We start from the raw sequence: 26,918 nt of genomic DNA on the forward strand, positions 1-26,918 counted from the left end.
CCCGGTGCGCCGCGCGGCCGCAGCCCGTGCCGGGAACCCGTTCGGCAGCGGCGCCGCCCCCCCGCGCCCCGCGGTGGACCGGGAAACGCCCGGCCAGGGCCTAGGCTGGCCGTTCGACCCCGCACCACCCTGGACCCGCATGCCCCCGAACCACCCCGCCCGCCGGCCCCTGGGGCGCGGCCCCGGTGCCCCGCAGGAAGCCGCTGAGGCGCCCGCTGCGGCCCCGGCGGCCCCCCAGGGCATCGACGGCACCCCCGCGCCCTCCACGGCCGCAGGCGACCCCCCGCAGCCCCCCGAGGCCGCCCCCGGCGGCGACGGCCGGTTCACGTTGCGGCTCGACAACTTCGAGGGCCCCTTCGACCTGCTGCTCCAGCTGATCACCCGGCACAAGCTCGACGTCACCGAGGTCGCCCTCTCCAAGGTCACCGACGAGTTCATGGCGCACATCCGTGCCATGGGCCCCGAGTGGGACCTCGACCAGACCACCGAGTTCCTCGTCGTCGCCGCCACCCTCCTCGACCTCAAGGCCGCCCGGCTGCTGCCCGCCGCCGAGGTGGAGGACGAGGCCGACCTGGCGCTCCTGGAGGCCCGGGACCTGCTCTTCGCCCGGCTGCTCCAGTACCGCGCGTACAAGCGCATCGCCGAGATCTTCGAGCACCGTGCCGAGGACGAGGGCCGCCGCTTCCCCCGTACCGTCGGGCTGGAGCCGCACCACGCCGAGCTGCTGCCGGAGGTGGTCATCACCATCGGTGCCGACGGCCTCGCCCGCCTCGCCGTCCGGGCCATGCAGCCCAAGGCGAAGCCCGAGGTCTACGTCGACCACATCCACGCCCCGCTGGTCAGCGTCCGCGAGCAGGCCGGTCTCGTCGTACGCCTGCTCAAGGCACGCGGCGAGGCGACCTTCCGGGAGCTGACCGAGGACGCCCCGGACACCCTCACCGTCGTCGCCCGCTTCCTGGCGCTCCTGGAGCTCTACCGGGAGAAGGCCGTGGTCCTCGACCAGGAGGAGGCCCTGCTCACCCTGACCGTCCGCTGGTGCGGCGGGGACGGCGACGGCATGCCGACGGTGACCGACGAGTTCGACCGAGTCGTGGAGGCAGGGGACTGATGGAGCTGAAGGGGGCCCTGGAGGCCGTCCTGATGGTGGTGGACGAGCCGGCGACCGTCGACCACCTCGCCAAGGTGCTCGGACGCACCCCCCGCGAGGTCGCCGACGCCCTCGCCGCCCTCGCCGACGAGTACACCGTCCAGCGCCGGGGCTTCGAGCTGCGCCCGGTCGCCGGGGGCTGGCGGTTCTACACCCGCCCCGAGTACGCGGACGCCGTCGAGGCCTTCGTCCTGGACGGCCAGCAGGCCCGGCTCACCCAGGCGGCCCTGGAGACCCTGGCGGTCGTCGCGTACCGCCAGCCGGTCAGCCGTTCGAGGGTCTCGGCGGTCCGCGGGGTCAACTGCGACGGGGTCATGCGGACCCTGCTCCAGCGGGGTCTGGTGGCCGAGGCGGGCACGGAACCCGAAACAGGTGCGATCCTGTACAGGACGACGAACTACTTTCTGGAGCGGATGGGCCTGCGCGGCCTGGACGAGCTCCCGGAGCTCGCGCCCTTCCTCCCCGAGGCGGACGCGATCGAAGCCGAGACGCAAGAAGGTGTGCCGTCGTTCGATCCGGACGCACCGGACACTGACGTAGACGACGACAAGACGACGGACATTTGATGCGAAGCAGCGGCAACGGCAACGGTGGCAACAGGAACAGCGGCGGCGGTGGCGGCGGGCGCGGTGGCGCCCGCGGCGGCTCCTCCGGCGGCGGTGGCTACCGCGGCGGCAGCGGCAGCGGCGGCGGCTACCGTGGCGGCTCCGGCGGCGGCTCGGGCAGCGGCGGTGGCTACCGCGGCTCTTCCTCCGGCGGCGGCCAGGGCGGCTCGCGCGACCGTGACCGCGACCAGGCCCCCCAGCGCCCCCGCAACCCCCGCCCCGAGGAGCGCCGCTACGACGTGGGCCCCGAGGGCGAGCGCAGCGGGCGCAGCGGCGGCGGCGCCCGTGGCGCGGCCGCGCGCGGTGGCGCCAAGGGCGGCCCCCGGACCTCGAAGACCCCCGGCATCGGCGGCGCCGGCGGCCCGCGCCGCGGCCCGGGCAGCCGCAGCGGGCAGTCCCGCCCCCGCGAGCTGGACGCGCGGATCGAGGAGCGCGTGCGCGACCGGTACGCCGACAAGCCGGTGATCAAGACCCCGAAGACCTTCCCCGGCGCCGAGCTGGAGGGCGAGCGGCTGCAGAAGGTGCTGGCCCGGGCCGGCATGGGCTCGCGCCGCGCCTGCGAGGAGCTGATCGAGCAGGCCCGCGTCGAGGTCAACGGCGAGATCGTCACGGAGCAGGGCAAGCGCGTCCAGCCGAAGGACGAGATCAAGGTGGACGGCCTGACCGTCGCCACCCAGTCGTACCTGTTCTTCGCGCTGAACAAGCCGGCCGGCGTCGTCTCCACCATGGAGGACCCGGACGGCCGCCAGTGCCTGGGCGACTACGTCACCAACCGCGAGACCCGCCTCTTCCACGTCGGCCGGCTCGACACGGAGACCGAGGGCATCATCCTCCTCACCAACCACGGTGAGCTGGCCCACCGCCTCACGCACCCGAAGTACGGCGTGCAGAAGACCTACGTCGCCGCGATCACCGGCTCCCTGCCGCGTGACATCGGCAAGCGGCTCAAGGACGGCATCGAGCTGGAGGACGGGTACGCCCGCGCCGACAACTTCCGCGTCGTCGACCAGGTCGGCAAGAACTACCTGGTCGAGGTGACCCTCCACGAGGGCCGCAAGCACATCGTCCGCCGCATGCTGTCCGAGGCCGGCTTCCCGGTCGACAAGCTCGTCCGGACCGCCTTCGGCCCCATCGAGCTCGGCGACCAGAAGTCCGGCTGGCTGCGCCGCCTGACCAACACCGAGGTCGGCATGCTCATGCGCGAGGTCGGCCTCTAGGCCTCACCGAACGCCCTACGGAAGCCCGCGGTGCCACCGGCGCCGCGGGCTTCCGCGTTCCCGTGGACGCCTTGCCGGAGCGGCCCGCGCCTGTTTATAGTCAACGTGACTATTAAAGGGAGCGGGTGGCCCCATGGGCTGGTACTTGAGCTGGACCGAGATCCTCGGCTTCGCCACGGGCGCCCTGTGCGTCTGGCTGGTGGCCCGGCAGCACGTCGCCAACTGGCCGGTCGGCATCGCGAACAACGTGTTCTTCATCGTGCTCTTCGCCCAGTCCGGCCTCTACGCCGACGCCGGGCTCCAGATCGTCTTCATCGCCCTCGCCGCGTACGGCTGGTGGTCCTGGACCCACGGGGGTGGACCGGGAACCGCCGAGGCCCTGCCGGTGCGCCGCACCACGCGCGCCGAATGGCTGTGGCTGCTCGCGGCGGGGGCGGTGGGGACCGCCGCGCTGGCCCTGCTGCTCGGCCGGGCCAGCGACTCCACCGTCCCCTTCTGGGACGCGCTGACCACGGCCCTCTCGCTCATGGCGACCTACGGGCAGTGCCGCAAGCTCCTGGAGTCCTGGTGGCTGTGGATCGCCGCCGACCTCGTCTACGTCCCGCTCTACGCCTACAAGGGGCTCTACCTGACCTCGGTCCTCTACCTCGGCTTCCTCGCCCTGTGCGTCGCCGGGTACGTGGGCTGGCGGCGCTCCCTCCCGGCGGGCGGCGCCCGTACGGCGACCGCCGCGGGAGCGACGGCATGAGCGGCGGCAGGCGGTACGGGCACGGGCTGGTGCTCGGCAAGTTCTACCCGCCGCACGCCGGCCACCACCACCTGGTGCGCACCGCCCAGGACCAGTGCGAGCGGCTGACGGTGCTGGTGTGCGCCGCCTCCGTGGAGTCGGTGCCGCTCGCCGACCGGGTCGCCTGGATGCGCGAGGAGCACCCCGGTGCGGACGTGGTCGGCGCGGTCGACGACGTCCCCGTCGACCTGTGTGATCCGGCGGTCTGGGAGGCGCACATGGCGATCTTCCGCGCGGCGGTGGGCCGGCCCGTGGACGCGGTCTTCACCTCCGAGGAGTACGGGAGCGAGCTCGCCCGGCGGTTCGGCGCGCAGGAGGTCTGCGTGGACCCGGCGCGCAGCCTCTTCCCGGTCTCCGGGACGGCCGTACGGGCGGACCCGGCCGGCCGCTGGGAGTTCCTGGGGCCGGCCGTACGGGCCGCGCTGGCCCGGCGGGTCGTCGTCCTCGGCGCCGAGTCCACCGGCACCACCACCCTCTCGCGCGAGCTGGCCGCGCACTACCGGCGGCGCGGCGGGGTGTGGGCGAAGACCGGCTGGGTCGCCGAGTACGGGCGCGAGTACAGCGAGGAGAAGCTGGCGGCGGTCCGTGCGGCGGACCCGGCGGCCTCCTGGGAGGACGTCTCCTTCAGCTCGGAGGAGTTCCCCGTGATCGCCAGGCGGCAGGACGAGAACGAGGAACGGGCCGCCCGGCTCGGCTCGCCGGTGCTCTTCTGCGACACCGACTCCTTCGCCACCGGCATCTGGCACGAGCGCTACGTCGGCGGCCGCAGCCGGGAGGTCGAGCGGATCGCCGCGCGGACCCGGCGCGACCTGTACCTGCTGACCGACCACGAGGGGGTCCCCTTCGAGGACGACGGGCTGCGCGACGGGCCGGGGCTGCGGCCCTGGATGACCGGCCGCTTCCGGCGGGAACTCGCCCGCACCGGCAGGCGTTTCCTGGTCGTGGGCGGCGACCGGCGCGCACGGCTGGAGCAGGCCGTCGCCGCCGTCGACGGCCTGCTGGCCGAGGGCTGGCACTTCGCCGCCCCCCTCCCGGAGCGCCGGTGACCGCCCCGGAGCCGGACGGTGCCGCCCGCCCCGGCCCGGCGGCACCCGCGTCCGACGCCCGGCACACGGACGCCCCGCACGCCGACGCCCCGCAGGCCTACGACCCCCACGCCTTCGAGCCCTTCGCGGTGACCGTCGACCTGGCCGTGTTCACCGTGCGCGGCGGCGCCCTGAACGTCCTGCTGATCCGGCGCGGGCGGGACCCGTACGCCGGGGCCTGGGCGCTGCCCGGCGGCTTCGTGCTGCCCCGGGAGTCCGCCGAGACGGCCGCCCTGCGCGAGCTCGCCGAGGAGACGGGACTGGCACCGGAGCCGCTCGGGGCCCTGCACCTGGAACAGCTGCGCACCTACAGCGAACCGGACCGCGACCCCCGGATGCGGGTGGTGTCCGTCGCCTTCACCGCGCTCGTTCCCGACCTGCCCGAACCGGCCGAGGACGGCGGCGGGGACGCCGACCGGGCGCGCTGGGTGCCGGTGGCGCAGGCCTCCGGGCTCGCCTTCGACCACGGCCTGATCCTCGCGGACGCCCGCCGGCGGGTGGGCGCGAAGCTCGAGTACACCTGCCTCGCCACCGCCTTCTGCCCGCCCGAGTTCACCCTCGGGGAACTCCAGGCCGTCTACGAGACCGTCTGGGACACCGGCCTCGACCGCCCCAACTTCCGCCGCAAGGTCCTCGCCACCCCCGGCTTCGTCGAAGCCGTGCCCGGAGCCGCCCGGCTCACCGGCGGCCGCGGCAAACCCGCCGCCCTCTACCGGGCCGGACCGGCCACCACGCTCCACCCGCCCCTGCTGCGACCAACGGAAGGACCGACCCCGTGACCGCCCCGAAGCGCGCCGCGACCGGCGCCCTGATCGGCCTGGCCCTGGGCGACGCCCTCGGCTTCCCGACCGAGTTCAACGACGTCCCGTCCATCCTGGCCAAGACCGGGCCGTGGCGGCAGATGCGGCTGCCCCGCCCGGCGATCGTCACCGACGACACCCAGATGACCCTGGCCCTGGCCCGGGGGATACGGACGGCCGCCGAGCGCGGCCCGGTCGGGCCCCTGCGCCTGACCCGGCCGGTCCGCGAGGAGTTCGTCGACTGGTACCACTCCCCGGAGAACAACCGCGCCCCCGGCCGCACCTGCATGGTGGCCTGCGGCCTGCTGAACGACCCGGCGCGGGACTGGCACGACGCCAGCCAGACCGGCTCCAAGGGCTGCGGCGCCAACATGCGCGTGGTCCCGGTGGGGCTGGTCCCCGGCTGGACGGACGAGGAGCGGGCGGGCGCCGCCCAGCTCCAGTCGGCCCTCACCCACGGCCACCCCACCGCCCTCGCGGCCTCCGACCTGACCGCCCGCGTCGTGTACCTCCTGGCGCAGGGCATCGAGGTGACGGGCCTGGTCGGGCGGCTGCGCTCGTACGCCCTGGAGAACCGCGTCCGCTACCACGAGCGCTGGCTCGGCGACCTGTGGATGCGCACCGCCTCCGACGCCTCGGCGGAGTCCTTCATCGCCCGGGGCTGGGACGACTGCCTGGCCGCCCTGGACCGGCTCGCGGCGGCCCTGCGCACCCCCTCCCCGGAGACGGACCCCTGCCTGACCACGGGCGAGGGCTGGATCGCCGAGGAGGCCCTGGCCACCGCCCTCCAGTGCTTCCTGCTCTTCCCGGACGAACCCCTCCTGGCCCTGCGCCGCGCGGCCTGCACGGCGGGCGACTCCGACTCGATCGCCTGCCTGGCCGGCGCCTTCGCGGGTGCCCACCTCGGCGCGGACGTCTGGCCGCGCGACTGGGAGGGCGGCATCGAGTACCGCGACGAACTCCTCACCTTCGGGGCCCTCTGGGACGCGTGAGCGGTTCTCAGCGGGCCGAGGCGAGGCGGGTGCGGTGGAGGAAGGCCTCGACGCGGGGGAGGTCGGGGCCGGCGGGGAGGGGGGTGGTGGTGAGGGCCGTGTCGGATTCCTCCGTGAGGCGGGCCATCCAGGTGTCGACCTCCTCCCAGGTCAGCTCGCCCCGCTTCACCGCCAGGAGGCGGTCGCGGTACGGGGTGGCGTCGACCTCCAGGCGGCCCGTGCGCAGCAGGTCGCGGCAGGACAGCAGCAGGCGCAGCAGGTGCATGGCGTGCTTCCAGCGGGGGGCTCCGTGGAGGCGGACGTCCGCGAGGAGCTTGCGGTGCTGGCCGGCCGCGTAGCGGGTGAAGGTGGCGTGGGCCCGGCGGGAGAGGAACGCCCCGCGCAGGGACAGCAGTTCCTCGCCCACCGGGGTGATCCGCTCCACCAGGGGGGAGTGCAGGCACTCCAGGATGTTCGGGTTGGCGCGCAGCGCGAGCTCGCAGAAGCGCTCCAGCTCCCAGGAGAACTCCTCCTCCCGCGGCCCGTCCACGTGGGTGGGGGGCTTGTCGAACCGCCAGAAGAGCGGCGTGGGGGCGAGGAAGACACCGCGCCGGTCGGTGTCGCTCGCCTCCGTGGCCAGCCCGAAGGCGCGGGAGCCCGTCACGCAGGCGTAGATCGTGTGGTCCCGGACCAGGGTGAGGTCGTCCATGCGGGGAGGGTAGGCGGCGGGCTCCGGGCTAGGCGAGCGAGATTTCGCCGTTCGGGGCCACCTTGATCTGCTTCTCCTCCAGCGGGCGGGTCGCCGGGCCGTGGGCCACCGCACCGTCCGCGACCTGGAACTTGCTGCCGTGGCAGGGGCAGTCGATGGTGCCGTCCGCCACCTTGTTCACCAGGCAGCCCTGGTGCGGGCAGACCGCCGAGAAGCAGCGGAAGGACCCGGCCGTCGGCTGGGTCACCACCAGCTTCGCCTCCTTCAGGACCGTGCCCCCGCCGACCGGCACCTTCGAGGAGTCCACCAGCGGCTTCGCGTTCTGCGGCGGGGCGGATGCCACGGGGGGCGCGGGGGGCGAGGAGGCCGCCGGGGCCTCGGCCGACGGGGCGGACGGGCCCGCCGGCTCGGTGGCGGGCTTCTTCTCCTCGCCGCCTCCGCAGGCGGCGAGCGTGCCGCCCGCGAGGGCGGCCGCCCCGGCCGCGAGTACCGTGCGCCGGGCGGTCTGTGACTCAGTCATGGGAGCTCCGTGGTTCGGTCGGTGGCGGGGATGGCGAGGAGCATCCTGGCGCGCGGCGGGCTCCGATTGAAGCCCGCCACTCCGGTTCATCCGCCCGGGTGCCAGGGGGTCAGCTCCGCCGGGCCGCCGCCGGGCGTGCGTACGACCTCCCACACGCGCACCACGGCGTCCCGGTTCAACGGGCCGTGGACGTGCGGGTACGGGTCGCCGGGGCCGGTCCGGCGGACCTCCGCCGCCAGCGCCCCCTCGTCGAGCTCGACGGCGAGCAGGGGGCCCGGTACCTCCCGGTAGTGGGAGCCCGCGATGGCGAGGACGGTCGGCCGGTCCGCCGAGCAGTGGACGAACCCCTCGGAGGCGAGCGAGGCGGGCGCGTACGGGAGCTCGGGAGCGGCGCTCCAGTCGGCGAGCGGGACGATGTGGAAGATCATGCCGGTGGTTCTACCGCACCGGCGCCGCCACCGGTGTGCCAAGTGGCGGTACGGGATGATCCGGGCGACATTGTCCGTGTCCCGAAACCGGGCCCGCCCCGACGCGCGCCCGGTCCCCCCTCGAAAGGCACAGGACCATGGCGGGTAACGACCTCGGCTCCCTGCTCGGCGGACTCCTCGGAGGCGGCCAGGGCGGCAGCGGCGGCGCGGCGGGCGGCGGGGGCAACATCCTCGGCGCGCTGATCGGCGCCCTGGCGGGCGGCGGCGCCGGCGGCGGCCAGGCGGCCGGAGGCGCGAACAACCCCCTCGGCGGGCTGCTGGACATGCTGACCAGGTCCGGCCTCGCCGACCAGGCCCAGTCCTGGATCGGCACCGGCGACAACCAGCCCGTCAGCGGCGCCCAGATCAAGGACGCCCTGCCGGACGACGCCCTCCAGCAGGCGGCAAGGCAGGCCGGCGTCAGCCCGGACGAGGCCGCCGACCAGATCGCACAGGCCCTCCCGCAGGCCGTCGACAAGCTGACCCCGAGCGGCCAACTGCCGACCGAGTCCCTGGAGGACATCATCCGGCAGCAGAACCTCTGATTCGCGCCGCGACCGCCCGCGAGGGCCCGGCCCCGTCCACAGGGCGGACCGCCGGGTCCTTTCGCGGTACCGAGTGGCTACCCTGAGTCAGGCCCTGCCGTTACGTGATCACCCCTGGAGCGCCCCGTGAGAACCGCCGTCGTCATCGGAACCGGACTGATCGGCACCTCCGCGGCGCTCGCCCTGACCGCCCGGGGCATCGCCGTCCACCTCGTCGACCACGACCCGGCGCAGGCCCGTACCGCGGCCGCCCTGGGCGCTGGCACCGACGACGCCCCCGAGGGCCAGGTCGACCTCGCGGTCATCGCCGTACCGCCCGCCCACGTGGCCGCCGCGCTCGCCGACGCCATCGGGCGCGGGCTGGCCCGGGCCTACGTGGACGTGGCCAGCGTCAAGGGCGGGCCGCGCCGCGAGCTCGCCGCCCTCGGCGCCGACACCTCCGCCTACATCGGCACCCACCCCATGGCCGGCAAGGAGCGCTCCGGCCCGCTGGCCGCCACGGCGGACCTGTTCGAGGGCCGCCCCTGGGTGCTGACCCCGACCCGCGACACCGACCACGAGGTGCTGAACCTGGCGCTGGAGCTCGTCGCCCTGTGCCGGGCCGTCCCCGTGGTGATGGACGCCGACGCCCACGACCGGGCCGTCGCCCTGGTCTCGCACACCCCCCAGCTGGTCTCCAGCATGGTCGCCGCCCGGCTGGAAGAGGCGGACGAGACGGCGGTGCGGCTGTGCGGCCAGGGCATCCGCGACGTGACCCGCATCGCCGCCTCCGACCCCCGGATGTGGGTGGAGATCCTCTCCGCCAACCCCGGGCCGGTCGCCGACGTCCTGGCCGGCATCGCCGCCGACCTGGAGGAGACGGTGGAGGCCCTGCGCGGCCTCCAGTCCGGCGACGAGGCCAAGCGCCGGGGCGGCGCCGCCGGCATCGAGGACGTGCTCAGGCGCGGCAACGCGGGCCGGGTCCGGGTCCCCGGCAAGCACGGCGCGGCCCCCATGGCCTACGAGACGGTCGGGGTGTTCATCAGCGACAAGCCCGGCGAGCTGGCCCGGATCTTCGCCGACGCGGGCCGGGCCGGGGTCAACATCGAGGACGTGCGGATCGAGCACGCCACCGGCCAGCAGGCGGGCCTGGTGCAGCTCATGGTGGAGCCGAGGGCGGTGGCGTCCCTCACCGCCGAGCTCCGCGAGCGGGGCTGGGCGCTGCGCCAGCAGTAGCGGGGGTGCGGAGCTGAAGGGGCCGGGAACGGCGGGCGCCCGGGGCCGGTAACCTGGGGAGGGGCGCTATTGGCGCGCCCGGACACGTACGCGCAACCAGGAAGGTGCCCGCACCGTGGAATCCGCAGCTCCGTCCGCCGTGACCGTCGCCATCGACGGTCCCTCCGGCACGGGCAAGTCCAGCACCTCCAAGGCCGTGGCCGCCAAGCTCGGGCTGCGCTACCTGGACACCGGTGCCCAGTACCGGGCGATCACCTGGTGGATGATCACCAACGGCATCGACACCGACGACCCGCAGGCGATCGCCCTCGCCGCCGGCAAGCCGGCCATCGTCTCCGGTACGGACCCCTCCGCCCCCACCATCACCGTGGACGGCCAGGACGCGTCCGGCCCGATCCGCACCCAGGAGGTCACCTCCAAGGTCAGCGCCGTCAGCGCCGTCCCCGAGGTGCGCGCCCTGATCACCGACCTCCAGCGCTCCATCGCCGCCGAGGCGGCGGAGGCCGGCGGGATCGTCGTCGAGGGCCGGGACATCGGCACCACCGTCCTGCCCGACGCCGACCTCAAGATCTTCCTGACCGCCTCCGCCGAGGCCCGCGCCGCCCGCCGCAGCGGCGAGCTGCGCGGCAAGGAGGCCGCCGACCTCGCCGCCACCAAGGAGGCCCTGGTCAAGCGGGACGCCGCGGACTCCGGCCGCAAGACCTCCCCGCTGGCCAAGGCGGGCGACGCCGTCGAGGTGGACACCACCGAGCTCACCCTCGACCAGGTCATCGAATGCGTCGTGACCCTGGTGGAAGAGCGGCGGAGCAAGTGAGCGATACGCCCTCCCTCAAGGGTGCGGCGGTCGGCAGACGCATCGGAATCGGGCTCATGTACGGGCTCTGGAAGCCGCGTGTGCTGGGTGCCTGGAAGGTACCCGCCACCGGCCCCGTGATCCTGGCCGTGAACCACTCCCACAACATCGACGGACCCCTGGTCATGGGCACCGCGCCCCGGCCGCTGCACTTCCTGATCAAGAAGGAGGCGTTCGTCGGGCCCCTCGGTCCCTTCCTGGAGGGGATCGGGCAGGTGAAGGTGGACCGCTCCGGCACCGACCGGACCGCCATCACCCGCGCCCTGGACGTCCTCGACAACGGCGGCGCCCTGGGGATCTTCCCCGAGGGCACCCGGGGTGACGGGGACTTCGCGTCCCTGCGCGCCGGTCTCGCCTACTTCGCGGTGCGCGGCGGAGCGCCCATAGTGCCGGTCGCCGTCCTGGGCAGCACGGAGGCCCAGGGCCGGCTGGTCAAGGGCCTGCCGCCGCTGCGCAGCCGGGTCGACATCGTCTTCGGCTCCGCCTTCGAGGCCGGGGACGGCACGGGCCGCCGTACGCGGACCGCGCTGGACGCGGCCACCGTACGCATCCAGGACCGGCTGACCGCCCACCTGGCCGACGCCAAGCGCCTCACCGGGCGCTGAGCGAGACTTGAACCCAGTAGTGGTGCCCGCCACGCGGACGACACCACCGATCACCACGAACGACGAGGAACGGACTTCATGAACGACCAGCACGACCACGGAGCACTTGGCGACGCCGAGTACGCGGAGTTCATGGAGCTCGCCGCGGAGGAAGGTTTCGACCTCGAGGACGTCGAGGACGCGATCGGGGAAGCCGGCCACGGACCGCTGCCCGTGCTCGCCGTCGTCGGCCGCCCGAACGTCGGCAAGTCGACCCTGGTCAACCGCATCATCGGCCGCCGCGAGGCCGTCGTCGAGGACAAGCCGGGCGTCACCCGCGACCGCGTCACCTACGAGGCCGAGTGGGCCGGCCGCCGCTTCAAGGTCGTCGACACCGGCGGCTGGGAGCAGGACGTCCTCGGCATCGACGCCTCCGTCGCCGCCCAGGCCGAGTACGCGATCGAGACCGCCGACGCGGTCGTCTTCGTCGTGGACGCCAAGGTCGGCGCCACCGACAGCGACGAGGCCGTGGTCAAGCTGCTGCGCCGGGCCGGCAAGCCCGTCGTGCTGTGCGCCAACAAGGTCGACGGCCAGAGCGGCGAGGCCGACGCGGCCTACCTGTGGTCCCTGGGCCTGGGCCAGCCGTACCCGGTCTCCTCCCTGCACGGCCGCGGCACGGGCGACATGCTCGACGCCGTCCTGGAGGTCCTGCCCGAGGCCCCCGCGCAGACCTTCGGCGGCGCGCCGATCGGCGGCCCGCGCCGCATCGCCCTGATCGGCCGCCCGAACGTCGGCAAGTCCTCCCTCCTGAACAAGGTGGCCCGCGAGGACCGCGTCGTCGTCAACGAGCTGGCCGGCACCACCCGCGACCCGGTCGACGAGCTGATCGAGCTCGGCGGTGTCACCTGGAAGTTCGTCGACACGGCGGGCATCCGCAAGAAGGTCCACCTCCAGCAGGGCGCCGACTACTACGCCTCGCTGCGTACGGCCGCGGCCGTGGAGAAGGCGGAGGTGGCGGTCATCCTGATCGACACCACCGAGAGCATCAGCGTCCAGGACCAGCGCATCATCACCATGGCCGTCGAGGCCGGCCGCGCGATCGTGATCGCGTACAACAAGTGGGACGAGCTGGACGAGGAGCGCCGCTACTACCTCGAGCGCGAGATCGAGACCGAGATGCAGCAGGTCTCCTGGGCGCCCCGGGTCAACGTCTCGGCGAAGACCGGCCGCCACATGGAGAAGCTGGTCCCGGCGATCGAGACCGCCCTCGCGGGCTGGGAGACGCGCGTCCCCACGGGCCGTCTGAACGCCTTCCTCGGCGAGATCGTCGCCGCTCACCCGCACCCGATCCGCGGCGGCAAGCAGCCCCGCATCCTGTTCGGTACCCAGGCGGGCAGCAAGCCGCCGCGGTTCGTCCTCTTCGCCTCCGGCTTCCTGGAGCACGGCTACCGGCGCTTCATCGAGCGCCGCCTGCGCGAGGAGTTCGGCTTCGAGGGCACCCCGCTGCACATCTCGGTGCGGGTGCGCGAGAAGCGCGGCGCCCAGTACAAGAAGAAGAAGTAGCGGCAGTGCGCCGGGGTCAGTAGCCCCGGCGCGGAGCGGGCGGCAGGGCCGCCGGGATGTGCTGCATCCCGGTGTGGTGCTGCCGCCCGTCGCCGTATCCGGACCCCGGTCCGGTCCCGGACGCCGGTACGGCGACGGCGGCTCCGGCGTGGGCGTACAGGGGCTGGGGGACGATCGGCGCGGGCGGGTACGCGGGCTGCCAGGGATCGGCCCGCTGCCATGCGGAACCGTTCCATCCGGTGGTGTAGGGGCCGCTGCCGTACGCGGAGCCCGAGGACCCGGCGGACCCGCCGTACGAGGATCCCGCCGTGGAGCCGCCGTACGGGGACCCGTACGAGGACCCGTACGAGAAGGCGGTGAAGCCGAGGTCCTCCTCGCCGCTCCGGTCGCCCGGCAGGGCCCGGAAGGAGCGCAGGTACTCCGAGTACAGGGCGTCGAAGATCGGGGTGTGCGAGGCGGCCGGAGCGTGGTCCCGTTCCAGTGCGGGGCGCATCGGGGGGACGCTGCTCGGATAGGACGGGGCGCGGGAGGGGTCGTATGCATGCACGTATCAGCCAACGACACCGGGGCGCTGCGGATGCGGGGTGAAGGGGGTTGAAAACGCAGATCGCCGGGGGTGCGCGGGACGGACCGCGCACCCCCGGCGCATGCCGCCCGGCCCCCTTCGCGAGGAGGACGGGTGGCGGTTCCCGGTGGGAGGTGAGGGGTGGGCTCAGGCGCCCGCGGCACCCGCGAGGGGCATCGAGGCGGCGACGAGCTTGCCGTTGCTCGCGGCCTTATCCAGGGCGTCGCGGAGCAGGTCCTCGCGGGGCTGCTGGCCGATGGAACCGACGGGGGCGGCGTAGACCAGGACCCGCTGGGTCTTGTTGACCGCGGCCCGCCAGCCGTCGGTCACGGACAGCGCCTGGTGCGCCTGCCACCACGAGGCCTGGGGGCCGCCGTCCGCGCCGGGCTGGAGCACGGCGTGCAGCTGGCCGGCGGCGAGCAGGACGGACCAGCCCTCCAGAGCGGACGGCACCTGCTCGGTGTCGGTGACCGGGATGAAGCCCTGCTCGATGAGGAGCGGCAGGAAGTCGTCGCCGGGGCCGGTGGTGCCGGGGCGGGCGATCGGGGCGGTCGGCTCGACGACGAGCGCGGGGTGCAGCTCGCCGTTGATCAGGATCAGGCCGCTGGTGATGCCGAGGACGGCCTGGCCGCCGGGGACGCTCTGCGGGACCTCGCCCGCGGCGGCCTGCTCGGGGGCGGGGCTGTCACCGGTGATGCTGCGGACCGCGCCCTGGAGTTCGGCCTCGGAGACCGTGACGACCTGGGAGGGGATGCAGCCGGCGTGGGCGAAGGCGAGGACGGCCGTCTCCTCGCCCACGAACAGCACGGTGCTCGTCGGGTCGGTCTCGGGGTCGCCGGGGGTGCGGCAGGAGGTGCAGTCGTAACTGCCCGGGGCGTCGTCGCCGGTGAGCAGCCTGTCGGCTTCTTCGTCACCGATCTCGGCACGTACCTCAAGACTGACGTCGAGCATGCGCGGCACGGGGGGGCTCCTCATTCGTGCGGAGGCCGGGGGGTTCCCGGCTCGCCGGGCTCAACGGCTGAGGCTCGGCCGGGGTCACGCCGTTTGAGGGAACGGATTCGAACCGGCCACCCGAACGAGTGAACTGGGCCGGGGGTGCTTCGTTTTCCTGGCAACTATTGCCTGGTTGTGCGCAGTTGATGCCGTCGGCTGGTCGTTTGGGGTGCGGGCCGGGGATCGGCCGTCCGGGTGGGGCGCGGGGGCGCGCCGCGTGGCGGGGCGGGCGGGCGGAGGGGGCTGCGTAGCGTGGCGCGATGCCCGATGTCCGTTTCCGGCGGGCCGCTTTCGCGGTCTGCGCCGCGCTGGTGCTCGTACTCCCGTGGGGCGCCGGCGCGGTCGCGGCGCCGCCCCCGCCCGCTCCCGGGCCGGCGGGGGCCGCGCATCCCGGTTCGCCGGGCGTCATCGGGCACGGGCCGGGGGACTGCGGGCCGGGCGGGGAGTGGCCGTGGGACTGCGTCGCCGACTGCGAGAGCGGCGGGCGGTGGGCGGTGAACACGGGCAACGGGTTCTACGGGGGGCTGCAGTTCTGGCAGGCGACGTGGGAGGAGCACGGGGGGCTGGCCTTCGCGGCGCGGGCGGACCTGGCGACGCGGGAGCAGCAGATCCGCGTCGCGGAGGACGTGCTGGGGGCGCAGGGGTGGGAGGCGTGGCCGGTGTGCGCGAAGCGGTACGGGCTGGCGGGACGGATGCACGTGGTGCGGGGCGGGGACACGCTGGACGGGATCGCCCGCCGGCACCGGGTGCCGGGGGGCTGGCGGGCCCTGTACGAGGCGAACCGCCCGGCGATCGGCCCGGACCCGGCCTCCCTGAAACCCGGCCTCCTCCTCACCCTCCCGGACCGCGCCCCGACGCCGACGCCCCCCGCGCCCCAGACCCCGGCCGGCCCGGCCCCGGCGACCCCGGCCCCCGCAGCCCCGGTCCCCGCAGCCCCGGTCCCGGCGACCTCGGCGCCGGCACCGGCCGGCGCGGCCCCGGTTCGGGTGCCCTGAGCCGGGTGGCCGGTGGGGGTGGGTGGTCGCTGCGCGGGGCCGTCCCCTACCCGCCCTTCCACCGTTCCCACCTCAATCGCCGGTGCGGCTTCAAGATTCGCCTCAAACGCCGGCGGGGCTGAAATCAGCCCCGCCGGCGTTTGAGGCGTGGGGTCTGGGGCGGAGCCTCTGGGGGCACCTCCCAGCGGTAGCTGGGGGAGGAACGGTGGAAGGGCGGGTAGGGGACCCCGGCCCCGCGCAGCGGCGCGAAGCCGGTAAGGCCCCAGGGGCCGCACCGCGCGAGTGCCGCGGGAAAAAAGAGGGGCACACTGGGTCGGTGCTCGAGACCTCCGCGCGGCTGCTGCGCCTCCTGTCCCTGCTCCAGGCCCACCGCGAGTGGACCGGTGCCGATCTCGCCGAGCGGCTCGGCGTCACCCCCCGGACCGTGCGGCGCGACGTCGACCGGCTGCGGGAGCTCGGGTATCCCGTGAACGCGAGCCCCGGTACCGGTGGCGGCTACCAGCTGGGCGCGGGCGCCGAGCTGCCGCCGCTGCTGCTGGACGACGACGAGGCCGTCGCGGTCGCGGTCGGGCTGCGGACGGCGGCGGGGAACGGGGTCGAGGGGATCGGGGAGGCCTCCGTCCGGGCGCTGGCCAAGCTGGAGCAGGTGCTGCCGGGCCGGCTGCGCGGACGGGTCTCCGCGCTGAACGAGTTCACCGTCCCCATGCTGCGCGGGCCCGGCCGCGACACCGTCGACCCGGCGGTGCTGACGGAGCTCGCGACCGTGTGCCGGGATGGCGAGCGGCTGCGCTTCGGCTACCGGGACCACGGCGGGGCCGTCAGCCGCCGGACCGTGGAGCCGCACCGGCTCGTGTGCACGGAGCGGCGCTGGTACCTCGTGGCCTGGGACCTCGACCGGGAGGACTGGCGGACCTTCCGCGCCGACCGGATCGAGCCCCGTCCGCCGCACGGCCCGCGCTTCGCCCCGAGACCGGCCCCGGCCGAGGACCTCGCCGCGTACGTCTCGGAGGGGGTCTCGCAGCGTGCGTACGCCGCCCGGGCGGTGGTGCGGCTGCGGGTCCCGGCCGAGGAGGCGGCGCGGTTCGTCGGGCCGGCGGACGGCGTGGTCGAGCCGCTCGACGGGGAGAGCTGCCTGCTGCGCACCGGGGCGGTGAACCTCGATGTCCTGGTGATTCACGTCATGCTGCTCGGCTGTGAGTTCGACGTGGTGGAGCCCCCCGAGCTGACGGGACGGATCAGGGCTCTGCGGGACCTTCTGGGGCGTGCGCTGGAGGGTGCCGGAGAGTCCGTGAATTCGGTCCGGGGGCAATTGAATTCCGGCTCGGGAATCAATGATTGGACGGACGCGACCGTCGACAACCCGTGACACAAGCGTGACCCGGTACGGAGGAACCTCTGGGCGCGCGGCTGACGCGCTGGACATATGAACGGCGGGCCGGTTCCTCGAACCGGCCCGCCGTCGTGGTGCGGGGTGGGGTTGTGCGTACCGTTCCCGCGGGGTCCGTCAGCCGCCCGTGGCGGGACGCGCGCTGCGGGCGGCGGCCCGCTCGGTGTGGGCCGGGCGGCGGCTGCCGGCCGGGGTGACCGGGGTGCGCTCGGAGCGGATCAGGTGCGGCCGGGACGCCGGGTGGGCGTGGGCGGCCGGCCGGAGCGCGGGGGAGTGGCCGGGGGCCGCCTGGGCGGCGGCGACGGGTGCCGTCCCGGCCCCGCCGGCCCGGGTGGGCCGCCACTTGCCGCCGGCCGAGAGCAGCGGGGTGAGCGCGGCGGCGACGGGTTCGGAGACCCGGCCCTCCTCCAGCCGGCGGCGCCACTGCTCGCGCAGCTCGAAGACGTACGCCTCGGAGCGGGCGATGAGCGGCTCGAACCAGGGCAGCGCCAGCATGATCAGCAGGCCGGCGGTCCAGCCGAGCAGGACGTCGCTCACCCAGTGCGTGCCGAGGTAGACGGTGGTGGCGCCGACGCTGAGCGACAGGACGCCGGACAGGATGGACAGCACCCGGCGGGTGACCGTGGTGGAGGCCAGGTAGGCCAGGATTCCCCAGGTCACGACGGCGTTGGCGGTGTGGCCGGAAGGAAATATATCGCCGCCCGCGAAGAGCTCGGCGGAGCCGATCTGGGTGGCGTAGTGCGGCCCGAGCCGGCCGAGGCCGAGCTTGACGGAGCCCACGGTGATGTTCAGCAGTAGCAGGGCCACGCCGAGCGCGATCAGCGGGCGCAGGGTGTGCTGGCGCCAGGAGCGCCAGCCGAGCCAGGCCGCGACCATCACCGCCGTGGGTCCGCGCTGGCCGAGGACGACGAGGTAGTCGAGGAAGGCGTGGATCTGCGGCCACTGCTCGTACGGCCGGAAGAACATGATCTGCCAGTCCAGGCGGACGAGCCAGGACGTCGTCAGCACGGCCACGACGATCGCCAGGTAGAAGGCGAGGGTCGCGCAGAGGAGCACGACGCGGTGCCGGCTCATCCGCGGAGTTTGCAGATGAGCCGGTCGCTCTGGTTCCCGGTCCAGCCGGGCGAACACCGGCTCCAGACGGGCAAGCATTTGGTCAGTACGCACTCAATCGACGTTACCGCGCGTCGAAGCGCGGCCCGTGCGAATCGCGCGCTTTGTGATGACCATGTGATGTGGAGTGCGTCTCACGCGGGACTTAATTCCCGTTATTTCGCCCCCCGTTGGAACTCCCCGGATTCACCTCTCGGAGTGCCGCCCGCCAATTGTCCGCACACTTACGGGAGATTTATCGCCGCAGCTCAATTCCTTTGCGGAATCATGGATTGGAACGACCCATTCCGTGATCACGGACGGCGGGGCGCCGGGCTCACGGCGGGCCCGAGCCGTTCAGCCAGAACGCCCCGTAGACCGCCGAGGCCAGGGCGATCCCCCCGACGACCGCCGCCGCCCGCCCCCCGTGCCGGCGGGCCAGCGCCACCGCCGGCGGCAGCATCAGGGGGAACGCCGGCAGCAGCAGCCGGGGCTTGGAGCCGAAGTACCCCGAGGCGCACAGCGCCAGCGCCACCACGACCCCGCAGTAGACGAGGAGCACGGCCGGCTGGCGGCCGCGCACGCACAGCGCGTACAGCCACAGGACCAGCAGGACCCCCGCGATCAGTCCCAGCCCGGCGAGGAAGGCGGACGAGGCCAGCCGCGCCCCGATGAACCGGGCGAAGGCCCAGCCCCCGTCGAACCCGTTGCCCCAGCCCGCCTGCACGTCCAGGTAGCCCGTCAGCCCGCCGCCGGTCCGGGCCCCCACCCACAGCGCGTACGCCGCCGCGCCCAGGGGGGCCAGCACCGCCCCAGCCGCCGTGCGCCACGAGCGCTCCCCGCGCCGCCACGCCAGGACGGCCGCGACCCACACCGCCGCGACCACCGCCGCGCCGACCGGACGGGTCAGCCCCGCGCCCGCCGCGAGCAGCCCCGCCGTGAGCAGGCGCCCGCGCAGCGCCGCGTACAGGGCCCAGGCGGCCAGGGCGGTGAACAGCGACTCGCTGTACGCCATCGACTGGACGATGCCCACCGGCAGCGCCGCCCACAGCGCCACCGCCAGCACCCCGGCGCGCCGCCCGTACCGCAGGTCCGCGACGGCGAAGATCCCCCAGGCCGCGGCGAGCCCCGCCACCGCCGACACCACCAGGCCCGCGGACCCGTACGAGAGCCCCGTGGGCGCCGCCACCAGCCGTTCGAGCCACGGCAGCAGCGGGAAGAACGCCAGGTTGGAGTGGACGGCCCCGCTGGGCAGGACCACCTCGTACCCGTATCCGTCGGCGGCGATCCGGGCGTACCAGAGGGAGTCCCAGCGGGCCGAGAGCAGCGTGTGCGGGCTGCTGCCGGCCGCCGCGGACCACACCGCGAGCACGGCCAGCCCGAGGAGGCGCACCGCGGCGAAGGCGGCGAGCGCGGGCGCGGCCCGGCGCGGGCTCGGGCCGGGGTGCTCGGAAGGGGCGACGGAGGCGGGCACAGTTGTCACGTGGACGAGTATCAACGGCGTCACCACCGGGTACGGAACCGCAACCACGGGCCGTGATCACGCGTGTACGCGGGGGAAAGGGGGAGCGGCGGCGAGTGGCGCACACCACAGCGGGGCCGTCGCCGCGATGAGAGCTTGACCACGTGCCGGGCACGCGAACTCGCGTACGCTGACCCTTCACTCGCGAGTCGATGCCGGACCCCGTAGGACGCCGCACAGGGCACCACCCCGCGGCGCCGTACGACGCTGGTCCGCCGAGTGCGAGGGATCACCTGGGAGGTACACGGATGTCGGGGACGAACACGGCCGGCGACGGGAGGTCCCCCCTCCGGCAGCGGATCACCGAGGTCTCCGGCGGCGCCAACCGCTGGGTCGTCCTCGCGGTCCTCTGCGTCAGCCTGGTGCTCGTCGCGCTCGACGCGACGATCCTGCACGTCGCCGTCCCCTCCGTCACCGAGGACCTGCGGCCCGGCTCGCAGGAACTGCTGTGGATCGTCGACGCCTACCCGCTGGTGTGCGCCGCGCTGCTGATCCTCTTCGGCACCCTCGGCGACCGCGTCGGCCGGCGCCGGATCCTGCTCCTCGGCTACACCCTCTTCGGCGTCGCCTCGGCGATCGCCGCCCTCGCGGACAACGCCCAGGTGCTGATCGGCGCCCGCGCCCTGCTCGGCGTCGGCGGGGCGATGATCATGCCCGCCACCCTGTCGATCCTGCGCCAGGTCTTCCCCGACCGGCGCGAGAGGGCCCTGGCCATCGGCATCTGGACCGCCGTCGCCGCGATCGGCGCGGCCAGCGGGCCGGTCCTCGGCGGCTTCCTCGTCCAGCACTTCTGGTGGGGCTCCGTCTTCCTCATCAACATCCCGCTGATGGCGCTGATCCTGCCGCTCGGCCGCTGGCTGCTGCCCGAATCGCGGGGCGCGGCCGACGGGCCCTGGGACGTGGTGGGCGCGCTGATGGCCGCCGCCGGCGTGCTCGGCGTGGTCCTCGGGGTCAAGCGGATCGGCGCCGAGCGCCATCTCGCCGACCCGCAGGCCCTGGTCCCGCTGCTCCTCGGCGCGGTGCTGCTCGTCCTCTTCGTACGGCGCCAGAAGCGGCGCGAGCACCCGCTGATCGACATGCGGATGTTCTCCCGGGCCGCCTTCTCCACCTCCGTCGGCTGCATCGTGCTCGCCATGCTGGCCCTGGTCGGCCTGGAGCTGATCGCCGTCCAGTACCTCCAGCTGGTGCTGCGCCTGAGCCCGCTGGAGACCGGCCTGCGGCTGCTGCCGCTGACCTTCGCCGCGATGGCCGCCGGGGCCACCGGCTCGTACACCCTCCAGCGGGTCGGCCCGCGCACGATGGTCTCCCTGGGCTTCGTGCTGACCGCGGGCGCCGTGCTGCTGCTGACCCTGATGGGCCAGGACGACCGGCCCGCCCTGCTGACCACGGGGTTCGTCCTGCTGGGCTTCGGCCTCCAGACCACCCTCTTCGCGGCGTACGAGTCCATGCTGAGCGAGGCCCCGGTGGAGGCCGCCGGGGGCGCCGCCTCCATAGGCGAGACCTCCTACCAGCTCGGCGCGGGCATGGGCATCGCCCTGCTCGGCAGCGTGATGAACGCCGCCTACCGGCCCGGGCTGCTCGGTGTCCCCGGGGTGCCGGCCGAGGACTCGGCGGGCGCCGCGAACTCCCTCGGCGAGGCCTACCAGATCGCCGCCCACCTCGGCGGCCCGGCGGGCCAGTCCCTGGCGGCGGCCGCCCGGCACTCCTTCGTGCACGGGCTGCACGTGACCCTGGTGGTCAGCGCGGGCCTGCTGCTGGCGGGCGCGGTGATGGCCCTCAGGCTGCCGCGCACCATGGAGAACGCCGAGCCGTCCGCCTGTGACGGGGCAGGCGCGGACGCGGCGGCGGTCCCGGCCGGGGCCCCCGTACGCCTGCCCGCCCAGGCCAAGGGGCCCGCCGCTCCGGTCGGGGGTGGACCGGGGGCGGGGTCGGCGACAAACTTGCACCGCTAGGTTTCGCCCACGCGCCTGCCGGGAGGCCCCTCTTGTCCGCGTCGTCCGCGCCGAAGAACCCCTTCGTCCCCACCGACCCGCTCGGACTGGACGAACTGCTCAGCCCCGAGGACCTCGCCGTCCGCGACACCGTCCGCGCCTGGGCCGCCGACCGGGTCCTGCCGCACATCGCCCAGTGGTACGAGGCCGGGGAGCTCCCCGGCATCCGCGAGCTGGCCCGCGAACTGGGCTCCATCGGCGCCCTCGGCATGTCCCTGACGGGCTACGGCTGCGCGGGCGCGAGCGCCGTCCAGTACGGCCTGGCCTGTCTGGAGCTGGAGGCCGCCGACTCCGGGATCCGCTCGCTGGTCTCCGTCCAGGGCTCCCTCGCCATGTACGCGATCTGGAAGTACGGCTCCGAGGAGCAGAAGCAGCGCTGGCTGCCGGGCATGGCGGCCGGCGAGCTGATCGGCTGCTTCGCGCTGACCGAGCCCGACGTGGGCTCCGACCCGGCCGCGATGCGCACCCACGCCAAGCGGGAGGGCTCCGACTGGATCCTGAACGGCCGCAAGATGTGGATCACCAACGGCTCGGTGGCCTCGGTGGCCGTCGTCTGGGCGCAGACGGACGAGGGGATCCGCGGCTTCGCCGTCCCCACCGACACGCCGGGGTTCTCCGCCCCGGAGATCAAGCACAAGTGGTCGCTGCGCGCCTCGGTCACCAGCGAGCTGGTCCTGGACGACGTACGGCTGCCCGCCGACGCGGTGCTGCCGGGCGTCACCGGGCTCAAGGGTCCGCTGGGCTGCCTCAGCCACGCGCGGTACGGGATCATCTGGGGGGCCATGGGCGCGGCGCGCGCCAGTTTCGAGGCCGCGCTCGACTACGCGCGGACGCGGGAGCAGTTCGCCAGGCCCATCGGCGGCTTCCAGCTCACCCAGGCCAAGCTGGCCGACATGGCACTCGAACTCCACAAGGGCATCCTGCTCGCCCACCACCTGGGCCGGCGCATGGACGCGGGGACCCTGCGGCCGGAGCAGATCAGCTTCGGCAAGCTCAACAACGTCCGCGAGGCCATCGACATCTGCCGTACCGCGCGGACCGTCCTCGGGGCCAACGGGATCTCCCTGGAGTACCCCGTCATGCGGCACGCCACCAACCTGGAGTCGGTGCTCACCTACGAGGGGACCGTGGAGATGCACCAGCTGGTGCTGGGCAAGGCCCTCACCGGGCTCGACGCCTTCCGGTAAGCCGGCGAGCTCCCCCAGCTACCGCTGGGAGGTGCCGCCACCCTGCTCAGCTCTGGTTGAAGAAGTCGCGGGAACGGCCGCCCGCCTCACCGCTGACGATCTGGGTGTCGGCCGGGGTCAGGAGGAAGACCCTGGTCGCCACCCGCTCGATCGAGCCGCGCAGCCCGAAGGTCAGGCCCGCCGCGAAGTCGACCACGCGCTTGGCGTCGGTCGGGTCCATGGACGACAGGTTCACGATCACCGGGACGCCCTCGCGGAAGAGCTCGCCGATGCCGCGCGCGTCACGGAACCCGTCCGGGGTGACCGTCGCGATCCGCCGGCCGCGCTCGACCGCCGACTCCGAGGCCACGCGCACCCGGGGGTCGGTGACCCACTGCTCGCCGGGTCCCGCGACCGAGCCCTGCCGGCGGTCCACCGCCTCCGCGTAGTCGTCGTCGTAGTAGCGCTCGTCGTCGCTGTCCTCCACGAGACCCAACCAGGCGCTCGCCTTGCGTACCGAACCCATGGACGCCTCCTTTCACCGTGGCCAGTCTGTCTTCTGCTCCGCTGCCCCTATGGTCGTCCATGATGCTGACAACGCGCCAAGTGGATAGCCGCCGCGCAGGGGTTTCGTGACGGGACTGGTGCAGAACATCCGTTGCACCGGCGAGGTTCCCGCCCCCCACCACTGCTGACTGAGTGAAAATACGACCGCCGCCGCCGTCCGGGTGAGCCGCTGGGACGTACGGGTGAACGAGCCGGCTGGATACGATGCCCCGGAAACACGCGGATGACACACGGGGGAAGCGGTTTGTTCGGCATCGTCAGACCTTGCACGCACCGGCTCGGCGACCGGTTCAAGACGGAGTGGATGGCCCATCTCTGCGGTCTGTGCCTGGCACTTCGCGGTGACCACGGCCAGTTCGCGAGGATCGTCACGAACTACGACGGGCTGCTGGTCTCCGTTCTGACGGAGGCTCAGTCGGGTCCGCTGCCCGGTGCGCGGCGCACCGCCGGGCCCTGCCCGCTGCGCGGCATGCGCACCGCCCCGGTCGCCAACGGAGAGGGTGCGCGGCTCGCGGCCGCCGTGTCGCTCGTACTCGCCTCGGCGAAGGTGCGCGACCACGTGGCCGACCGGGACGGCCTGTTGGCCCGCGCCCCGATCGCCCTCGCCGCGCGCCGGGTGGCCCGGGGCTGGGACCGGGCCGGCGCCCGCACCGGCGCCGCGCTCGGCTTCGACACGGCGGTGCTCGTCGACGCCGTGGACCGCCAGGGCGGGATCGAGTCCCTGGCCGGTCCCGGCACGCCGGTCCTGGTGGTCACCGAGCCGACGGAGACGGCCACCGCGGCCGCCTTCGCCCATACCGCGGTCCTGGCGGGACGTCCAGGCAACGCCGCGCCGCTGGCCGAGGCGGGCCGCTACTTCGGGCGGCTCGCGCACCTGCTGGACGCCGTCGAGGACCAGTCCGCCGACGCCGCCGCGGGCGCCTGGAACCCGCTCACGGCGACCGGCACCTCCCGGGCCGAGGCCCGCCGGCTGTGCGACGACGCGCTGCACGGCATCAAGCTGGCGATGCGCGAGGTGGAGTTCGCCGACGCGGGGCTCGCCCACCGGCTGCTGGTGCACGAGCTGCGCACCTCGGTGGACCGCGCCTTCGGCACCACCTCGTGCGGCCACGGGCACGCCGCCGAGAACTCCGCGGGGCAGGGCTACGGCCGGCCCCCGCAGGGCTACCCGCCGCAGGGCTACGAGCCGAACGCCCCCGGCGGCTACGGGCAGAACCCCTACGGCGGCGCCCCGTACGGCCAGAACCCCTACGGCGGCGCGCCGCAGTACGCCCCCGGCGGCCCCGGCACCCCGCCCCCGATGGGCCCGGGCGGCCCCGGCGGCGGGGGCGGCGGCTTCGGCGGGCAGCCCCCGCAGAAGCCGCGCCGGGGACTGCTGCACGGCTGCGCGGTGGCCATCGGTCTGTTCTGCACCTGCCAGATCTGCTGCACCGACTACGAGGGCCCCTGGTCCCGTAAGAAGCGCGACGCCTGGTGCGACGACTGCGACTGCGACTGCTGCAACTGCGACGGCTGTGACTGCTGCGACTGTGACGGCTGCTGCTGCGACGGATGCGACTGCGGTTGTAGCTGACGGCCCGTCCCCCTCCGGGCGCCGGGCGGGAGTGAGGCGACGTCAGTTCCGTTCGTCCACAGGCCCGTACGGCGTACGGGGGGATTCCCGCCCGGGTCCGCCGGGAAGGGCTGAGCGGCATGAGCGACGACGAAGCGGCCACGGCCTGGCGGCGGTGGCACGAGCAGCGCGTGGCGACCGTCTCCGCCCCCTACGGACCCCTCGCGCTGACCGGCACCCACTGGCTCGCCGAGACGGTGCCGGAGGACCTGGAAGGGCGAATTCCGGCCGTTCCGGGGCGCTGGCGCGCCACCGCCGACGGGGTGGTGGTGAGCGCCGCCCCCGAGGACGGCCTCGAACTCGACGGGAAGCCCCTCGACGGGGAGGCCCGCCTCGGCGCCGACGAGGGGCCGCCGGCCGGCTCCCGCCTCGCCGCCGGCGACGTACGGCTGGTCGTGATCCGCCGCGAGGGGGAGTGGGCCGTACGCACCTACGACCCAGGCTCGGCGGCCCGGCGCGCCTTCGCCGGCATCGAGGCCACCCCCTACGATCCCGCTTTCGCCCTGCCCGGCCGCTTCCACCCGTACGGGGAGGACCGGACGGTGCGGGTGGAGAACGCCGACGGGCGCGCCCGCGGGCTCGGCCTCGGCGGGGAGCTGCTGTTCACGTACGCCGGCGCCCCGCACGCCCTCCAGGTGGCCGTCGACGGGGACGACGGCAGCCTGTGGGCCGTCTTCGCCGACGCCACCAGCGGGGATTCCAGCTACCGCTTCCGCTTCCTGCGGCCCGGAACCCCCGCTCCGGACGGGGTGGTCACCGTCGACCTCAACCGCGCGCTGCTGCCGCCCTGCGCCTTCGCCGACCACTTCATCTGCCCGTTCCCGCCCCCCGGGAACACCCTGCCCTTCGAGGCCGCCGCCGGTGAGCGACGGCTGAAAGGCGCCCTTGCCGCCGGTGACTGACGCCAGGACACTCCCGTTCAGCGTCATCCGGCGGACTTGTCAGGGGCACGGCGAAACGTTCGGCCGACGGCCGCACGCCCGCCGCGCCCTCCCCCCGCCGCCCAAGGGCTCCGGCACCCCCCACCCGCCGGCCGGGCCCCCGACCCCCCACCGGGAGGACGTGAAGTGAGGATCAACAGCACCATCCGTCTGCGGCTGCTCGCCGTGGCCACCGGCCTCGCCGCAGTCGCCGCGATCGCCGCCCCCACCGCCGCCAGCGCCGACCCCGCGGACACCGGCTTCAGCGCCGCCCGGCTCGCCGCCGCCGGGGCCTCCGTCCTGCGCGCCGACGTCGCCGGCACCGCCTGGCACACCGACCCCGCCACCGGGACCCTCGTGGTCACCGCGGACTCCACCGTCACCCAGGCCGACCTGGCCAGAATCCGCAGCGAGGCCGGAGCCGACGCGGCCGCGCTGCGCATCGAACGCACCCCCGGCAAGATCAGGAAGCTGCTCTCCGGCGGCGACGCCATCTACGCCACCAGCTGGCGCTGCTCGCTCGGCTTCAACGTCCGCAACGGCTCCAACTACTACGTCCTGACGGCCGGCCACTGCACCGACGGCGCCGGCACCTGGTGGACCAGCTCCTCCCACACCACCACCATCGGCACCACCGTCGGCTCCAGCTTCCCCACCAACGACTACGGGCTCATCAAGTACGCCAGCAACAGCCCGGTCCCGCCCGGCACCGTCGGCAGCCAGGACATCACCACCGCCGTCAACGCCACCACCGGCATGTCCGTCACCCGGCGCGGCTCCACCACCGGCATCCACAGCGGCTCCGTCACCGGCCTCAACGCCACCGTGAACTACGGCAACGGTGACGTGGTCTACGGCATGATCAAGACCAACGTCTGCGCCGAACCCGGCGACAGCGGCGGCCCCCTCTACTCCGGCAGCCGCGCCGTCGGCCTCACCTCCGGCGGCAGCGGCAACTGCTCCTCCGGCGGCACCACCTTCTTCCAGCCGGTCACCGAGGCCCTGAGCGCCTACGGCGTCAGCGTCTACTGACGGGACCC

The 26,918-nt window shown here is 74.3% G+C and carries 27 protein-coding genes; 19 read left to right on the forward strand and 8 right to left on the reverse strand.

All coding sequences use genetic code 11. The features are described from left to right. The first annotated feature begins 139 nt into the window (after positions 1-139). The 7 genes from ABT403_RS27710 to ABT403_RS27740 all read left to right on the forward strand — a co-directional run bounded on the left by ABT403_RS27710 (position 140) and on the right by ABT403_RS27740 (position 6,633). A complete protein-coding gene (locus ABT403_RS27710) occupies positions 140-1,108 on the forward strand; it encodes a segregation and condensation protein A (RefSeq protein ID WP_344168890.1) in 969 nt (322 codons plus the stop codon). Then, a complete protein-coding gene (scpB, locus tag ABT403_RS27715; RefSeq protein WP_344168893.1) occupies positions 1,108-1,713 on the forward strand; it encodes an SMC-Scp complex subunit ScpB in 606 nt (201 codons plus the stop codon). Before ABT403_RS27710 ends, scpB begins: the two co-directional genes overlap by 1 nt. Then, positions 1,713-2,969, forward strand: a complete 1,257-nt coding sequence (locus ABT403_RS27720) for a pseudouridine synthase (RefSeq protein ID WP_344168896.1) — start codon at positions 1,713-1,715, stop codon at positions 2,967-2,969. Before scpB ends, ABT403_RS27720 begins: the two co-directional genes overlap by 1 nt. Before the next feature lie 133 nt (positions 2,970-3,102). Beyond that, positions 3,103-3,717, forward strand: a complete 615-nt coding sequence (gene pnuC / locus ABT403_RS27725; RefSeq protein ID WP_344168899.1) for a nicotinamide riboside transporter PnuC — start codon at positions 3,103-3,105, stop codon at positions 3,715-3,717. Then, positions 3,714-4,802, forward strand: a complete 1,089-nt coding sequence (locus tag ABT403_RS27730) for an AAA family ATPase (protein ID WP_344168902.1) — start codon at positions 3,714-3,716, stop codon at positions 4,800-4,802. Before pnuC ends, ABT403_RS27730 begins: the two co-directional genes overlap by 4 nt. Before the next feature lie 128 nt (positions 4,803-4,930). Then, a complete protein-coding gene (locus ABT403_RS27735) occupies positions 4,931-5,620 on the forward strand; it encodes an NUDIX hydrolase (protein WP_344169191.1) in 690 nt (229 codons plus the stop codon). Then, a complete protein-coding gene (locus ABT403_RS27740) occupies positions 5,617-6,633 on the forward strand; it encodes an ADP-ribosylglycohydrolase family protein (protein WP_344168905.1) in 1,017 nt (338 codons plus the stop codon). Before ABT403_RS27735 ends, ABT403_RS27740 begins: the two co-directional genes overlap by 4 nt. 7 nt (positions 6,634-6,640) lie before the next feature. On the opposite strand, the gene ABT403_RS27745 is transcribed toward ABT403_RS27740, so the two are convergent. The 3 genes from ABT403_RS27745 to ABT403_RS27755 form a co-directional block, all read right to left on the reverse strand. After that, on the reverse strand, positions 6,641-7,321 hold the full coding sequence (locus ABT403_RS27745) for a nucleotidyltransferase domain-containing protein (protein WP_344168908.1): 681 nt from the start codon (positions 7,319-7,321) through the stop codon (positions 6,641-6,643). A 28-nt stretch (positions 7,322-7,349) separates the two neighbouring features. Beyond that, complete coding sequence (locus tag ABT403_RS27750) at positions 7,350-7,841, reverse strand: Rieske (2Fe-2S) protein (protein ID WP_344168911.1); 492 nt, start codon at positions 7,839-7,841, stop codon at positions 7,350-7,352. An 86-nt stretch (positions 7,842-7,927) separates the two neighbouring features. Next, the gene (locus ABT403_RS27755) at positions 7,928-8,269 is read right to left on the reverse strand and encodes a DUF952 domain-containing protein (protein ID WP_344168914.1); all 342 of its coding nucleotides are present in this window, start codon (positions 8,267-8,269) and stop codon (positions 7,928-7,930) included. Positions 8,270-8,406: 137 nt separating this feature from the next. On the opposite strand from ABT403_RS27755, the gene ABT403_RS27760 reads away from it, so the two are divergent. The 5 genes from ABT403_RS27760 (at position 8,407) to der (ending at position 13,068) form a co-directional block, all read left to right on the forward strand. Continuing rightward, positions 8,407-8,853 carry a YidB family protein gene (locus ABT403_RS27760; protein WP_344168917.1) on the forward strand — a complete coding sequence of 149 codons (447 nt, stop codon included), beginning with the start codon at positions 8,407-8,409 and terminating at the stop codon, positions 8,851-8,853. 126 nt (positions 8,854-8,979) lie between these two features. Then, entirely contained in the window at positions 8,980-10,068 is a 1,089-nt protein-coding gene (locus tag ABT403_RS27765) for a prephenate dehydrogenase (protein WP_344168920.1), read from the forward strand. 115 nt (positions 10,069-10,183) lie between these two features. Further along, the gene (gene cmk, locus ABT403_RS27770) at positions 10,184-10,882 is read left to right on the forward strand and encodes a (d)CMP kinase (protein WP_344168923.1); all 699 of its coding nucleotides are present in this window, start codon (positions 10,184-10,186) and stop codon (positions 10,880-10,882) included. After that, a complete protein-coding gene (locus tag ABT403_RS27775; RefSeq protein WP_344168926.1) occupies positions 10,843-11,526 on the forward strand; it encodes a lysophospholipid acyltransferase family protein in 684 nt (227 codons plus the stop codon). Before cmk ends, ABT403_RS27775 begins: the two co-directional genes overlap by 40 nt. A 78-nt stretch (positions 11,527-11,604) precedes the next feature. Beyond that, entirely contained in the window at positions 11,605-13,068 is a 1,464-nt protein-coding gene (gene der, locus ABT403_RS27780; protein ID WP_344168929.1) for a ribosome biogenesis GTPase Der, read from the forward strand. A gap of 16 nt (positions 13,069-13,084) precedes the next feature. On the opposite strand, the gene ABT403_RS27785 is transcribed toward der, so the two are convergent. Next, on the reverse strand, positions 13,085-13,561 hold the full coding sequence (locus ABT403_RS27785) for a hypothetical protein (protein WP_344168932.1): 477 nt from the start codon (positions 13,559-13,561) through the stop codon (positions 13,085-13,087). A gap of 219 nt (positions 13,562-13,780) precedes the next feature. Further along, on the reverse strand, positions 13,781-14,593 hold the full coding sequence (locus ABT403_RS27790; protein WP_344168935.1) for a DUF8842 C-terminal domain-containing protein: 813 nt from the start codon (positions 14,591-14,593) through the stop codon (positions 13,781-13,783). Positions 14,594-14,886: 293 nt separating this feature from the next. Between ABT403_RS27790 and ABT403_RS27795 the strand changes: the two genes are divergently transcribed. Together ABT403_RS27795 and ABT403_RS27800 are read left to right on the forward strand one after the other, a co-directional pair. Then, on the forward strand, positions 14,887-15,621 hold the full coding sequence (locus ABT403_RS27795; protein WP_344168938.1) for a transglycosylase family protein: 735 nt from the start codon (positions 14,887-14,889) through the stop codon (positions 15,619-15,621). 316 nt (positions 15,622-15,937) lie between these two features. After that, positions 15,938-16,987 (forward strand): helix-turn-helix transcriptional regulator, encoded by a 1,050-nt coding sequence (locus tag ABT403_RS27800; protein ID WP_344168941.1) that lies wholly within the window; start codon positions 15,938-15,940, stop codon positions 16,985-16,987. Positions 16,988-17,125: 138 nt separating this feature from the next. Here ABT403_RS27800 and ABT403_RS27805 read toward each other — a convergent pair whose 3' ends face one another. Then, complete coding sequence (locus ABT403_RS27805; protein ID WP_425580339.1) at positions 17,126-18,160, reverse strand: phosphatase PAP2 family protein; 1,035 nt, start codon at positions 18,158-18,160, stop codon at positions 17,126-17,128. Between the two features lie 277 nt (positions 18,161-18,437). Beyond that, positions 18,438-19,583: a putative hexosyltransferase gene (locus ABT403_RS27810; protein WP_425580336.1), complete on the reverse strand. Its 1,146-nt coding sequence runs from the start codon at positions 19,581-19,583 to the stop codon at positions 18,438-18,440. 287 nt (positions 19,584-19,870) lie between these two features. Between ABT403_RS27810 and ABT403_RS27815 the strand changes: the two genes are divergently transcribed. Next, positions 19,871-21,574: an MFS transporter gene (locus tag ABT403_RS27815; protein WP_344168947.1), complete on the forward strand. Its 1,704-nt coding sequence runs from the start codon at positions 19,871-19,873 to the stop codon at positions 21,572-21,574. A 32-nt stretch (positions 21,575-21,606) separates the two neighbouring features. Further along, on the forward strand, positions 21,607-22,800 hold the full coding sequence (locus tag ABT403_RS27820) for an acyl-CoA dehydrogenase family protein (protein WP_344168951.1): 1,194 nt from the start codon (positions 21,607-21,609) through the stop codon (positions 22,798-22,800). A gap of 46 nt (positions 22,801-22,846) precedes the next feature. Here ABT403_RS27820 and ABT403_RS27825 read toward each other — a convergent pair whose 3' ends face one another. Next, entirely contained in the window at positions 22,847-23,305 is a 459-nt protein-coding gene (locus ABT403_RS27825) for a cell division protein SepF (RefSeq protein ID WP_344168954.1), read from the reverse strand. Between the two features lie 285 nt (positions 23,306-23,590). Between ABT403_RS27825 and ABT403_RS27830 the strand changes: the two genes are divergently transcribed. From ABT403_RS27830 to ABT403_RS27840, 3 genes are all read left to right on the forward strand, one after another. After that, positions 23,591-24,919, forward strand: coding sequence for a DUF5685 family protein (locus tag ABT403_RS27830; protein ID WP_344168957.1), 1,329 nt, complete (start codon positions 23,591-23,593; stop codon positions 24,917-24,919). 119 nt (positions 24,920-25,038) lie between these two features. Beyond that, positions 25,039-25,860, forward strand: coding sequence for a DUF1684 domain-containing protein (locus ABT403_RS27835; protein ID WP_344168960.1), 822 nt, complete (start codon positions 25,039-25,041; stop codon positions 25,858-25,860). Between the two features lie 165 nt (positions 25,861-26,025). Next, positions 26,026-26,910, forward strand: coding sequence for a S1 family peptidase (locus ABT403_RS27840; protein ID WP_344168965.1), 885 nt, complete (start codon positions 26,026-26,028; stop codon positions 26,908-26,910). Positions 26,911-26,918: the final 8 nt, after the last annotated feature.

The organism is Streptomyces sp. NPDC000075 (assembly GCF_040301925.1).
GTDB lineage: Bacteria > Actinomycetota > Actinomycetes > Streptomycetales > Streptomycetaceae > Streptomyces > Streptomyces polychromogenes.